General features: G+C 64.1%; 10 protein-coding genes. All 10 read right to left on the bottom strand.

Annotated features, from left to right (window positions below):
• Nucleotide 1 precedes the first annotated feature (1 nt).
• Nucleotides 2-418 carry a malonate transporter subunit MadL gene (madL, locus tag KW846_RS02310; protein ID WP_008050285.1) on the bottom strand — a complete coding sequence of 139 codons (417 nt, stop codon included), beginning with the start codon at nucleotides 416-418 and terminating at the stop codon, nucleotides 2-4.
• A gap of 57 nt (nucleotides 419-475) precedes the next feature.
• Complete coding sequence (mdcH, locus tag KW846_RS02305; RefSeq protein ID WP_218481182.1) at nucleotides 476-1,387, bottom strand: malonate decarboxylase subunit epsilon; 912 nt, start codon at nucleotides 1,385-1,387, stop codon at nucleotides 476-478.
• Entirely contained in the window at nucleotides 1,384-2,004 is a 621-nt protein-coding gene (locus KW846_RS02300) for a malonate decarboxylase holo-ACP synthase (protein ID WP_218481181.1), read from the bottom strand. The genes mdcH and KW846_RS02300 overlap by 4 nt, the downstream gene beginning before the upstream one ends.
• The gene (mdcE, locus tag KW846_RS02295) at nucleotides 1,998-2,801 is read right to left on the bottom strand and encodes a biotin-independent malonate decarboxylase subunit gamma (RefSeq protein WP_218481180.1); all 804 of its coding nucleotides are present in this window, start codon (nucleotides 2,799-2,801) and stop codon (nucleotides 1,998-2,000) included. The genes KW846_RS02300 and mdcE overlap by 7 nt, the downstream gene beginning before the upstream one ends.
• On the bottom strand, nucleotides 2,798-3,649 hold the full coding sequence (locus KW846_RS02290) for a biotin-independent malonate decarboxylase subunit beta (RefSeq protein ID WP_218481179.1): 852 nt from the start codon (nucleotides 3,647-3,649) through the stop codon (nucleotides 2,798-2,800). The genes mdcE and KW846_RS02290 overlap by 4 nt, the downstream gene beginning before the upstream one ends.
• Nucleotides 3,642-3,941 carry a malonate decarboxylase subunit delta gene (locus tag KW846_RS02285; RefSeq protein WP_007975424.1) on the bottom strand — a complete coding sequence of 100 codons (300 nt, stop codon included), beginning with the start codon at nucleotides 3,939-3,941 and terminating at the stop codon, nucleotides 3,642-3,644. The genes KW846_RS02290 and KW846_RS02285 overlap by 8 nt, the downstream gene beginning before the upstream one ends.
• Nucleotides 3,941-4,816 carry a triphosphoribosyl-dephospho-CoA synthase gene (locus KW846_RS02280; RefSeq protein ID WP_218481178.1) on the bottom strand — a complete coding sequence of 292 codons (876 nt, stop codon included), beginning with the start codon at nucleotides 4,814-4,816 and terminating at the stop codon, nucleotides 3,941-3,943. The genes KW846_RS02285 and KW846_RS02280 overlap by 1 nt, the downstream gene beginning before the upstream one ends.
• On the bottom strand, nucleotides 4,816-6,486 hold the full coding sequence (gene mdcA, locus KW846_RS02275) for a malonate decarboxylase subunit alpha (RefSeq protein WP_218481177.1): 1,671 nt from the start codon (nucleotides 6,484-6,486) through the stop codon (nucleotides 4,816-4,818). The genes KW846_RS02280 and mdcA overlap by 1 nt, the downstream gene beginning before the upstream one ends.
• A 235-nt stretch (nucleotides 6,487-6,721) precedes the next feature.
• The gene (locus tag KW846_RS02270) at nucleotides 6,722-7,183 is read right to left on the bottom strand and encodes a chemotaxis protein CheW (protein WP_218481176.1); all 462 of its coding nucleotides are present in this window, start codon (nucleotides 7,181-7,183) and stop codon (nucleotides 6,722-6,724) included.
• Nucleotides 7,176-13,190 (bottom strand): Hpt domain-containing protein, encoded by a 6,015-nt coding sequence (locus tag KW846_RS02265; protein WP_218481175.1) that lies wholly within the window; start codon nucleotides 13,188-13,190, stop codon nucleotides 7,176-7,178. Before KW846_RS02265 ends, KW846_RS02270 begins: the two co-directional genes overlap by 8 nt.
• Nucleotides 13,191-13,224 lie beyond the last annotated feature (34 nt).

Raw genomic sequence — 13,224 nt, 5'->3', positions numbered from 1 at the left:
ATCAGCGACCTCCTGCCGGTGCGCCAACCTGCGTTACATCCGCCGGTTCATCGGGCAAGGGTTCACCTTTGTGGGTCCGGCTGATCAGGGCAATGGTGCAACCGCAAACCACCACCGAACCGATCGCCGCCAGCACCGCCACCGGACCACCGTGCAACGCCGTGACCACATTCTGTTGCGCCGCCATCGCCACCACCACCGGAATGTACATCGCGCCCCAGAAGCCGACCCCCATCTCGCACTCCCGGGTCATGCCGCCACGCCTGTGCATCCACAACCGTGCGCAAATCAGCAGGATCATCGCGATCCCGACACCGCCGACGTTTGATTTCACGCCCAGCAACACCCCGAGCATGTCACCCATGATCACCCCTGCCAGCGTACAGATCGCCAACAGCGCCACACCGTAAATAATCATTGTTGTAGTCCTCAAAGTGCATTTCGAATGTTGTTTTTGTTGTTCGAAGCCTGAGTTTTAGGAGTGGCGGCTTCCCTCCTCACGCATCAGCGCCTGCAGGGTATCGAGCCGCGCACCGTCGAAGGCAATCACGGTGCCCTGCTCGAACACCCGGCGCGCCAGCCCGGTCAGCACCGCACCGGGCGGCAGTTCGATCTGTAGACGTACGCCACGCTCGTAGGCGCTTTGTACCGTGCCGCGCCAATCGACGATGCGGCACATGTTGAAGGCCAGGTCGTCACGCAAGGCTTCAGGCTTGATCAGCGGACGCGCACGGCTGCCGCTCAGGTAGCCCACCTTTGGGGTTTGCAGCGGCACTTTGGCGAAGGCTTCGGCCAACCGTTGCGCGGGTGCTTCAAGCAATGGGCAGTGGGACGGCACGCTCACTGCCAGACGCTTGGCCAGGCCAGCTCCGCAACCTTTCGCCAACTCCGCCACCGCTTTCATCGCCGCATCGCTACCGGCAATCACCACCTGGTTATCGGCGTTGATATTGGCCAGATAGACCGACGCATCGGCGCTGTGAACCTGCGCCAACAAATCTTCCACCAAGGCCAGCTCCAGACCGATGATCGCGGTCATGCCGTAGCCCTGTGGATAAGCCTGCTGCATCAGCTCACCGCGCAGGCTGACCAAATGCAGCGCATCGCTGAAACCCAAGGCACCCGCCACCACTGCCGCCGGATAAGCGCCGATCGACAAGCCGGCCACGTAGTCCGGGGCCATGGCCAACTGGCGTGAAGCGGCGACGCCAGCGATCAGCAGGCAAAGCTGAACCGCCCTCGTCGACCGCAATGCTTCGGCAGAATCCAGCTGCGTCACGTCTTCACCGAGCCAATCGCTCGCCTCGTTCAACGTTTCCCGAGGCAAGCGCGTCAGCATGCCGGGTTGCTGCGCACCCTGGCCGGGGAACACCAGCAAGCTGCTCACGCTGCCTGCTCCTGTGGATGCCACGGGTCAGTGACCAGACTGGCCTGAGTGGCATTTTTCAGCAGGACACGTGACGCAGTGCCGGCCCATTCGCGCAAGGCAACGGCGCCCAAGGGTGTCTGCAACTGCATGTCCACGCGGCACACGGCCGTGTCGAGAACGGCCACCAGCGCCTGCGCATCGGCACGACTCAACGGACGCGGTGTACGCAGGATCAGATCGAGATCGCTGCCCTCGTGCAATGCGGCAAAACCGCTGGCCAACTCAAACCCGGCACTGCCACTGACACCCCAGACCCAGCCACTTTCATCGAGGTGCGAGCGCAGTTGCGCCAAGGCACGCAGCGCCGGGAAATCACGCAGGCCTTGAACATGGCAGAGCTCTTCCGGCCGCACCCGCTGCGTGATGGCGGCGACTTCCATCTGCGTCGCAAACCGCTGCTCGCGCAACGGCCCGCGCACGCCCACCGCCACCTGCCCCGCCGCGCTCAAGGCGCGACGGACCACCACCGGTTGGCCGGCACTGATCGAGTCGATCACCCAGGTCGGGGCATCCGCAGGCAACTGCCGCGGGGTCATGCCCCACAGCAGGTCGTGAGCCAGAAGCGCACTCACCACTGTGCTCTCAGCAATTGGCGAACCTTGCTCGACGCCGCACGATTGGCCGCACCGAGACGACCGCTGAGATCTGCACCCTTCTCGGCGATATCACCCATCGCCTGACCCAGGCACTCGGTCACCCGCGCCAGATCCGCCGCAGTCGGCTGCTCGATCTGTTCCACCGACAAGGTTTCCCACAGCAGCCCGAGGCTGGCATAGCTGTCGATGTCATAGGCCATCGGCGGCACGCTGGCCGCCAGGGCTTCGAGTTCTTCGACGCTGCGCAAGGTCACCCGCGCCGCCGACGCCTTGCCCATGGCATGCACCATCACCCCCGGGTCGCGCAGGGCGATCAAGCGATTGGCCTGATAGCCGTGGGCCAGGAACGCCCCGGACATTGCCTTGCCCACCAGCAAACCGATCACCGCATGACCGGCCAGGCGGGCACGGGCGTAACTGCCCGCCGCTGCGGCCAGCGCCTGATGAATGCCGAGGGCTTCTTCACGTCGGCCGTAAGCCTGGCTCGGCACGTCGACGATGGCGATCAGGGCGCGTTTGCGGGCCTTGTTCTGATCGGCGGCGATGACTTCATCCACGGCCTTGGCCAGACCCCAGCCTTCGAGCAAACCCACTTCGCCATTGCGTGCACGGACGAAGCGGTTTTCCGGGTCCGCCACCACCGCGATGAAACGCACAGGCTGATCGCCCAGCGCACTGTCCGCGACCTTCAGCGAAGCCGGTAAACCCTCGACCGCTTTCGCCCCGGCGCTCAAGGCGTTGAACCAGTTCAAACCACGCAGGGAATACGAGCTCATGGGCGTTCTCCTTGGTACAGATCGCGAACCACGGACGGCTCGATTTGCGGTTCGGCGTCCAGACGCGCCAGGCGTTGCAGGAACAGTTCAGCCTGACGACTGCGTGATTGCGCCGGCAAACCCTGCTGGAGCAACTCACCCGCCTGCTGGCGAATCTGCGCCACGTCGTCGGCCACATAGCGATCCACCAGACCACTGGCGAAGCGCTGCTCGCCTCCGGTCAGGCTCCAGATGAAGGGCCGGTCGCGGGAGTCGTATTCCTCGAGTCCGGCTTCCTGCTCGATCACCTGCGGGCCGTTCAGGCCGAGTCGCGCTTCCTGGGTCACCAACAGGTAGCTGCACAACCCGGCAGCAATCGACATGCCGCCAAAGCAACCGACGCTGCCCGCCACGACTCCGACCACGGGTTGGTACTGCTGCAAATCGACAATCGCCGCGTGGATGTCCGCAATCGCCGCCAGGCCGAGGTTGGCTTCCTGCAAGCGCACGCCGCCGGTTTCCAGCAGCAGCACGGCGCGGGTCGGGATGCCGTTGCGGTTGTCTTCGGCGGCCAGTTCCAGCGCACCGGCGATTTTTGCCCCGCCGACTTCGCCCAGGCTACCGCCCTGGAACGCGCCTTCGATGGCGGCGATCACCACAGGCAAACCATCGAGGTTGCCCTTGGCGATCACCACGCCGTCGTCGGCTTGCGGCACCACGCCCTGGCGCGACAGCCACGGCGACATGATCCGTTGAAAGGGGTCGAGCAGTTCGCGGAAGGTGCCGGCGTCGAGCAGGGCCTTGGCCCGTTGCCGCGCACCGAGTTCGACGAAGCTGTGCTTGTTCAGCAGGGATGCGCTGTCAGTCATGGCCGATCTCCTCGAAACCCTGTTCCAGACGCAGGCGCACCACGCCGGGGGTCGCGCCGAAATCGTGGATGTCGATGTCCATCGCCGGCGGCGTCTGGCCGTCGAACATCCGTGCGAACAGATGCTGCCAGCGTTGTTCGCTGCCATTGACCGAGGTCTGCACGTTGATCGTCAGCTTGCCGGCCTGACCCGGTTCGATCAGCACTTCCAGATCGCCCGAGCCGACGCAACCCACCAGGGTACGACCGCGTGGCGGCTGCCCGGCGGGAAATTCAAAAGATAAGGTTTCCATCAGAAAGCTCCCTGTTTGAGGCTGTCGCCCGACTCGATACGGTCGATGAACAGGCAGGCTGCGAGCAGGTCCGCAGCACCACCGGGCGAGGCATTCAACGCGATGAGTTGTTGGTCCAGCTCATGCAGACGGCGACGTCCGGCGAGGCTGGCGCTACCTCCGGCATCGAGCACGGCCTGGGCGCCGAGTTGCATGGTGTGCAGGCCTTGTTCTCCAGCGCGGTACAGCACGCAGGTGTCGGCCAGATTCGTCATGATCGCCAGCAGCGCATCGAGCCGGGCGTTCTGTTCGCCATGGCCGGCGGCGCGGCTGCATTTGAGTTGCGGCAACGCGCGTTGTAACACCGCCGGGAAGCCCAGTTGCGCTTCTTCGCGGGCGCCCCGTGCACCGTAGCGTTGGGCGACTTGAGCGCCGTGGCTGAGTGGGCGTGGCGCGTAACGGTCGTCGAGCAGCGCCAGACGCGCCGCACGAATCGATACGCTGCTTGCAGCCGTGGACTCAGGCTCCAGCGCAGCGGCAGTGACCAACAGGCCCAAGGCCCAGATCGCCCCGCGATGAGTATTCACGCCGCCCGTGGTGTCGAGCATCGCTTGCTCGCCTTCACGACCAATGCGGCCGACGGCTTCGCGCAGGGGCAAGCCGATCTCACCGAATGCTGTCGCGGCATCGGCCATCGCCTTGAAGGCCGGCCACAGGGACAGCGCCGACGCGTGCATCAGCCCCAGGTTCAAATCGCTGTGGGCGCCATTGCCGCGGCGGTCGACCAGTGCCGGTTTCGGCGACAGATCAGCCTCGTCGATCAGCGCGTCCACCGCCAGGTCCGCCAGCCGCTCGGCCAGGCTCAGGGTTTTGGGTTGCAGGTTGAATGCGTGCATTACCAGCTCCTGAACTTGGCGGGCGGGTTGTAGAGGCCACCGGACCACTCCACCAGATCGGCCACGCTTTTCGCCGCGAGCAGTTCGCGGGTGGCGTCGGTGCGGCGGATGCCGAGGTCTTCGGGCAAGGCGATCAGGCCTTCGCGGCGCATGCGCGCGGTGTCTTTGGGATTGTGGCGCAGGCCGATGGCGGTCACCCCGGCGACGGCGGCGATCATCGCCTGGCGTTCTTCCAGCGAACGCGCCTTGTACAGGTAGGCGATGCCTTCTTCGGTCAACAGGTGGGTGACGTCGTCGCCGTAGACCATGATCGGCGCCAGCGGCATGCCGCTTTTCTTCGCCACCTCAACGGCATCAAGGGTTTCGACGAAGGTCGGTTTGCCGCCCTCCTGGAAGGTCTCGACCATCTGCACCACGAGTTTCTTGCCGCGCTCGAGCATCGGCTCGGCCACGTCGGTGTTGCGCATGTCGAGCCAGGCGGGCGTGCCGTGGCGACGACCGCGCGGGTCGTGGCCCATGTTCGGCGCGCCGCCGAAACCGGCCAGGCGCCCACGGGTCACGGTGGAGGAGTGGCCGTCGCCATCCACCTGCAAGGTCGCACCGATGAACAGGTCCACGGCGTATTGCCCGGCCAGTTGGCTGAACATTCGGTTGGAACGCAGGGAACCGTCGCGCCCGGTAAAGAACACATCCGGCCGCGCCGCAATGTAGTTCTCCATCCCCAGTTCGGTGCCGAAGCAATGCACGCTTTCGACCCAGCCGCTTTCAATCGCCGGAATCAGGGTCGGGTGCGGGTTGAGTGTCCAGTTGCGGCAGATCTTGCCTTTGAGCCCGAGGGATTCGCCGTAGGTCGGCAGGATCAGCTCGATGGCCGCGGTGTTGAAACCGATGCCGTGGTTGAGGGACTGCACGTTGTGTTTTTCGTAGATGCCGCGGATCGCCATCATCGCCATCAGCACGTGCACCGGCTTGATGTGCCGCGGGTCGCGGGTGAACAGCGGTTCGATGTAGAACGGCTTGTCGGCGACCACCACGAAGTCGACCCAGGAGGCGGGAATGTCGACGCGCGGCAGGTCGCTGACATCGTCCACCAACTGGTTGACCTGGACGATGACGATGCCGTCGCTGAAGGCCGCCGGCTCTATCAGTGCCGGGGTGTCTTCGGTGCTCGGCCCGGTGTAGATGTTGCCGGCGCGGTCGGCCATGAAGCCGGCCGAGAGCACGACGTTGGGAATCAGGTCCACCACCAGCCGTGCGTAGAGTTCGATGTAGGTGTGAATCGCGCCGATTTCCAGCAGGCCGTCTTCGAGCAACTGGCTGATGCGCAGGCTTTGGGTGCCGGCGAAAGAGAAGTCGAGCTTGCGCGCGATGCCGCGTTCGAACAGGTCCAGATGCTCGGCGCGCCCGACGCTGGGCATGATCATGTGCAGGTCATGCAACTTCTCGGGGTCGGCCTTGGCCAGGGAACGTGAAAGGAAATCCGCCTGCTTCTGGTTGTTGCCTTCGAGCACCACGCGGTCGCCCGGCAGGATCAACGCCTCCAGCGCAGCGACGATGTTATCGGTGGGCAGCACCACACCGTCGGCAAGACTTCGCACCAGCTCGAGACGCCGCTGCTTTTCGCTGCGCCGCCGCGTCCATCGCGAGTCGGGGGATATTGTTGTTGTCATGACCACTCCACGGGTTCGCTGTCGTGGAGGTCACATTAGGAGTGTTGGGTGGGGGCATCAATCAAGCAGAGTGGCGGATCGTTACGCTTGGAGTAATGGTTGTCTGGACTGACGCCTTCGCGGGCAAGCCCGCTCCCACAGGGTTAGTGGTTGCCGTTGAATTTGGGCAAAACACGAACACTGTGGGAGCGGGCTTGCCCGCGAAGAGGCCGGTCAGATCACCACTGAATCTGGATCAGTTGATTAACCCGGCATCCACCAATAACGCCTCCAGCGCCAGCAAATCCGGCACCTTCGCCACCTGCTCCCCCACCTGCACCGCCGCCTGCTCCAGCGCACACAACGGCACATCCACATAACTCAACTGGCTGTCGAGCTTGCACGAGCGCGGAATCCCTTGCACCAGCAGCGCGATGAACTTCAGCTCCGGTCGCCCGCCGAGAGCGTTGAGAATGACGATCCGCGCACGCTCGCCAATGACAGTTTTCTGCCCGCAAGCCGACTCGAAACTCAGCAGCGGTATCTGCCGTTCGCGCCATGTCACCAGGCCCAGGTACCACGGCGGTGTGTCGAGATCGAAGGTCCCCGGTTGCTGGTAGTCGATCAGCTCGGCCACGGCGACGTTGGGCAGGATCAGGTTGCGGTCGGCCAACGGCAGCAGCAGGCCGGTGAGGTTGCTGGTGCGGTGTTCAAGCATGGGTCTTGCTCCAAAAGGCGATGCTTTCGAGCAGCACCGATTCCTGGTACGGCTTGCCCAGGTAGTCGTTGACGCCGATGGCCATGGCGCGGTCGCGGTGTTTCTGACCGGTGCGGGAGGTGATCATGATGATCGGCAGGTGCTGCAGGCGTTCGTCGTTGCGCACCTGGGTCGCGACCTCGAAGCCGTCCATGCGCGGCATCTCGATGTCCAGCAGCATCAGGTCGGGCATGTGCTCTTCCAGCAGCAACATGGCATCGACTCCGTCCTTGGCGGTCAGCACGTTCATGCCGTGGCGTTCGAGCAAGCGGCTGGTGACCTTGCGCACGGTGACCGAGTCGTCGACCACCATCACCAGCAACGGCCGATGCGGTTCGACCTCGATCTCCTGCCCCGCGGGATGTTGGGGTACGCGGGCCTGCATGGCGCGAATCGGCGCCAGTAGATCCAGAATCAGCACCACCCGGCCATCGCCGAGAATCGTCGCCCCGGACACCCCTTGCACCGCCGCGAACTGCGGCCCCAGGCTCTTGACCACGATCTCGCGAGTGCCGGCCATGGCGTCCACCAGCACCGCGATGTGCCGTTCGTTGCACTGCACCAGCAACACCGGTAATGGCAGGCTCTGGCCCAACAGTTTCGGGCGCGGGATGGTTTTCAGCAGCTCACCCAGATAGCACAGCTCGTAACGTTGCCCGGCGTATTCGTAGGTGGACGAATCGAAACGGAAATAGCCTTCAAGCTCATTGGGCAAGACGCGCACGATGCCGTCGATGGTATTGAGCGGAATCGCGTATTGGTCCTCACCGCACTGCACCATCAACGCCCGGTTGACCGATACGGTAAACGGCAGGCGAATGCGGAAATGCACGCCCTGCCCCGGCACCGAGTCGATGCTCATGGTGCCGCCCAGCTGCCGCACCTCTTCGTGCACCACGTCCATGCCGACGCCGCGACCGGAGATCTGGGTGATTTTCTCGGCGGTGGAAAACCCCGGTTGCAGGATGAACTGCAACACGTCGTGATCACTGATGACGCTGTCCGGGGCGAGCATGCCGCGCTTGATCGCCTTGCGCCGCACCGCGTCCAGCGGCACACCGGCGCCGTCGTCGCGAATGTCGAAAATGATGTCGCCGCCTTCACGCAGCAGATCGAGGGTGATCTTGCCCTTGGCAGGTTTCCCCGCCGCCAGCCGCGCTTCGACGGACTCCAGGCCGTGGTCGACGGCGTTGCGCAGCATGTGTTCCAGCGGCGCGGCCATGCGTTCAAGCACGTTGCGATCCATCTCGCCTTCGGCGTTATCGACGATGAAATCCACGTCCTTGCCCAGTTCGCTGGCCACCTGGCGGACGATGCGCTGTAACCGCGGGAGCATGCGTTCGAACGGCACCATGCGCGTGCGCATCAGCCCTTCCTGCAACTCGGTGTTGATGCGGCCCTGCTGTTGCAGCAGGTTTTCCGCATCCTGATTGCGCCGCTCGAGGGTCTCCTTGAGGTCGAGCAAGTCAGAGGCCGATTCGAACAGCGCGCGGGACAGTTGCTGCAATTGCGAGTGGCGGTCCATTTCCAGCGGGTCGAACTCTTCATAGCCCAAGCGTTCGGCGTCGACTTGCTGGCGACTGAGGATCCGCCCCTGGGTTTCGGTATCGAGGCGGCGCAACTGGTCGCGCATGCGCTCGATGGTGGTTTCCATCTCGCTCAGGGCGATGTGCGCATCGTTGACCTGCTGTTCGATCCGGCCACGGAAGATCGATGTTTCACCGGCCAGGTTGACCAGATCGTCGAGCAGCTCCGCCGAGACCTTGACCATGTCGGCGCCGGCATCGGACGGCGGCGCCAGTGGCTCGGCCTTGGGCGTGGCCGGCGACGCAACCGGCGCGGGCGCTTCGGGCACGGCCGGGTGGCTGAAGTTCTTGATCGCATCGATCAAGCGGTCGGCGGGCGGCATCGGCTCACCGGCGCGGGCTGCGTCGAGCATCTGCGCCAGGCGGTCATGGCTGCGTTGCAACAGCGCGAACAACGGCGCCGTCGGTTGCAGCACGCCGGTGGACAGACCTTCGTAGAGGAATTCCAGTTCATGGGCGAGGTCGCCAATCGCGGCGATTTCCACCATGCGTGCACCGCCCTTGAGGGTGTGCAGGTCGCGCAGCAGGGTTTCCACTTCCTGACGGCTCGAAGGCTGGGCCTGCCAGCGCTCCAGCGCCGCACCGGAGCTTTCGATGATGTCGAAACCTTCCTCGAGGAAGATCTCCAGCAACTCCGGATCATGGGCGGCCGAGTCATTGGTGGCCGCCAGTTCGCTGACCTCGGCGACGCCCGAGTGGCCCTGCCGGTAGGCGCGAATGGTCTCGATCAGCTCAGCGCAATCGCCCAAGGGCTGGTTGTGCTGTAACTGGTCAAGGTACTGCGCCAAGCGGTCATGGCTCTGCTGCAACAGCACCGCCAATGAGTCGCTGTAGGCGTAGCGACGATCCACCAGGCCTTCGTAAAGGCTTTCCAGTTCATGGGCCAGATCACCGACCGGCCCGACCTCGGCCATGCGCGCACCGCCTTTGAGGGTGTGCAAATCCCGTTGCAGGGACGACAGCGGCGCGGCGTTGTCCGAGTCGCGCAACCAGCGCTGCAAGGCCTGACCGGCGCTTTCGAGGATATCCACCGCTTCTTCGAGGAAGATCGCGACGATTTCATCGTCCAGTTCGCGCCCCTCTCCTGTAGGAGCGAGCTCGCTCGCGACGGTCTCACCGGCGCCGCGTTTATCCAATGATAACGCGTCTTCGCTAACGTCCATCGCGAGCGGGCTCGCTCCTACAGGGGGTAGCGTGTGCTCTAGATCGGCGGTGGCAGCTCCCAATTCGCGGATGCTCAGGGTGCGGCTGCCATCACTGCGGATCAGGCCCATGGCCGACGGGTCGAGGCTCTCGTCGAGCAGCTCGCGCAAGGCCCTGATCCGTTGCGGCTGCGGGCTGACTTCCTGACCGGCGGCCAGTTCGTCGAGCATGTTGATCAGCGCTTCGTGGGCACCCTGAGCCTCATGGAAAAACCGCTCGCTGACCGCCAGGCTGCTTTCTTCCACGGCACCGTAGAGGTCGAGCAACGCCTCACACAGCTCATCCACCGGGTGCAGGTCGGCCAGGTGGGCGCCTTCGCCGAGGGTGGTCAATTCATCCAGCAGCGCACTGAGCTCCTGGCGTTCGCCGGGGTGTTGCTGCCAACGTTGCAGCAGGCTCTCGGCGTCCAGCAGGATGTCCATGCCCTGGGCGAGGAAGTTATTGATCAGTTGCGGATCGCGCTTGATCCGCAGCCCGGTGTTCGGAGTGTTCAGGAGGTTTTCCAGACGCTCGGCCAGCAGCGCTTTGGCACGCTCGGTCAAATCCCGGGCGCCAGGAATTTCCGCCAGCGGATCGGTCTTGAGCTGGCGCAAACCGAGGCGGAACAGTCCTTCGGCTTCCAGCAGCAATTCCACTTCGTCCAGGTCCAGCGCGATCAGGTGCGCCTTGTATTCCCGGGCCAGTTGATCCAGCGGCGCAGCCAGCTCGGCAATCGGCAAGACACCGGCCATGGAGGCACTGCCCTTGAGGGTGTGCAAGGCCCGCTGCAATTCGTCGCTGGCCTGCAACGGCACGTGCTCGGCAGCCTGATCAAGGAAGCGATTGAGGCTGCCCAAGTGGGTTTGCGCCTCTTTGCGGAAGATCTCCAGCAACAGCGGATCGAGGGCCGCGACATCCTGCGTATCCTCATCGGACACCGGTTCGTCGCCCTTGGCCAGGGCATGGGCGCGGGCGGCCAACTGGTCGACATCGTTGCGCTGGCGCTGGGCATTGGCGGCGTATTCAGCCACCAGCTCCGGCAGCAGATGCAGCACATCGCCGATCAGTTGCTGCACCGTAGCGCCCGGCTCCACGCTGTTTTCCAGTACGCGGTTGAGCAGGTTTTCCACGGCCCAGGCCAGCTCTCCCAGCACCAGGGCGCGCACCATGCGGCCACTGCCCTTGAGGGTATGAAAGGCGCGGCGCAGTTCGCTCAGGGCCGAGCGGTTGTCAGGGTTGACCGACCAGCGCGGTAAATACTCGCGCAGGATTTCCAGGACTTCGTCGGTCTCTTCAAGGAACACCTCGCGCAGTTCCTCGTCCACCGGCTCTTCGCCCGGGGGTGGCGGCAGCAGGCTGCCCGGGGTGTCCAGGGCGGGCGGGTTCAGGCTCGAAACCGGGCTGGCGAGCACATCGGCCAGGGTCTGGACGATCTGCGGGTCATCCAGCTCCTGCATCATCTGCATGACCTGCGCTTCGCTCGGGTTGAGCACATCATCCAGCACGGGCACATGCTGCTCACTGGGGAAAAACCCGAGGCTCGCCAGGCTTTTTTCCGCGACATCGAGCAGGTTTTCACCCTGCGCCTGCGGGTCATCGCCGAGGCGCTCGAGGTAGTACTCGATGCTGGTGATCACGTCGGCCAGACTGTCCAGTTCCTGCCAGCCCGGCTGACCCGGCTCGAGCAACAGGTGCTCGCGAATGAAGTGATTGCAGGTGTCGACCAGGCTCGCCGCCCGGCTCAACGGAATCATCGCCAGCGCGCCGCGTACCTGGGTCAGCAAGGCCGGCAGTGCCTGTAAGTGCTGGCGGTCCCAATCGGCGTCGATGTAGTCGACGATCATGTCCTTGGCCTGCTGCAAACAGATGCGGGCCTCCTTGATCACGATCTGATGAATCTGGGTCAGGTCGGTGGTCGGCAGGCGATTGTCATCCTGGCTCTCCGGCTCCACGGTTCCGACCATGCCGGCCAGCGTCGCCTCGACGTACAACAGGGCCCCGGCAACGTCCATGAGGATCGCATCATTGGGTTCGCGCTGGCCCTGGGCGAGGCTGAGCACCACTGCCAATTGATCGATGATCACCTTGCGCGGCTGGCCGAAGCCCAGGACCGCCAGGGTGTCGGCGATTTGCCGCAGCGGTGCCAGCAGGCTGTCGAGGTCCGAGGTGTGCTGGCGGTCACTGCGCACGAACAGATCCAGGCGCTCCTTGACCCGCACCAGCTCTTCGCACAGCGCTGCCAGCACCGAGCGCATGGCATCACGGTCGGGACCGGCCAGCCGCGCGCGTTCTTCATCGACCATCGCGCTGTCGGGCAGCGCGTCGTCCAGTGAGTAGCGTTCTTTCATGGTCAGCATCTGCCCGGTGGGATGTTCGGCCTTGGCAATGTAGAACAACAAACTCTTGAGCAACTCCGGTGGCGCCGGTTGGTTGATGCCGCGCATGCCTTCTTCGAGCAGGCGCTTGAGTTCCTTGTCGGCATCCTTGAACAGGCTGCGCAAGGCCGGGCTGTTGGCAATCGCACCGCCCTGCATGCCTTCGACCAGCGCCGAGGCCACCTGCCATAGCAAGCTCAGGGGCGCATTGGCGCACAGTGCTTCGAGGCGGGCGAAGACCTTGGCCAGGTAATCGAGGTTGGTTTCGTTGTCCTGCTCACGCAGGAACCCGACCAACGCCATTTGCAGCATCTGCCGCAGCTTGCGCAGCACATTGGGCAATTCGGCCGGCTCAAGCTGCGCCAGCGTTTCTGCATCCAGTGCAGGCATCTCGGGCAATTGCGGGCTGAACAGGCTGGTTTCCGACAGCAGGCTTTCGCCACGGGCGCTGCGCAGGTCGTTGATCAGTGGCAACACCACCAGTGGCAAGTCGCGGCGCGCGCCTTGCACCCGGTCCAGGTAGATCGGCAACTGTCCAAGGGCCTGCATCAACAGGTGCAACGCCTCGTCGCGATGGCTGACACGGTTGCCCTGCAAGGCCATGGCCAGATGTTCCATTTCTTCGGCGAGCAATGCCGCACCGTAGAATTCGACCATCTGCAAACTGCCGTGGACCTGATGGATGCACGCAAGGCATTCATCCAGCGCGTGCGTCGCCTGCGGGTCATCGAGCAGGTTTTCAATCGCGTGATGAGCCTGTTTCAGCGTTTCGGCAATCTCGCCCTTGACCCACTCGAGGGCCACATAGTCGTGCCGATCACCCATAACCACTCCAATCACAATTCAGATACCCATGGGC

The organism is Pseudomonas sp. PDM32, from assembly GCF_019219225.1.
GTDB lineage: Bacteria > Pseudomonadota > Gammaproteobacteria > Pseudomonadales > Pseudomonadaceae > Aquipseudomonas > Aquipseudomonas laurylsulfatiphila.
This window is presented reverse-complemented; position numbering and strand designations above follow the sequence as displayed.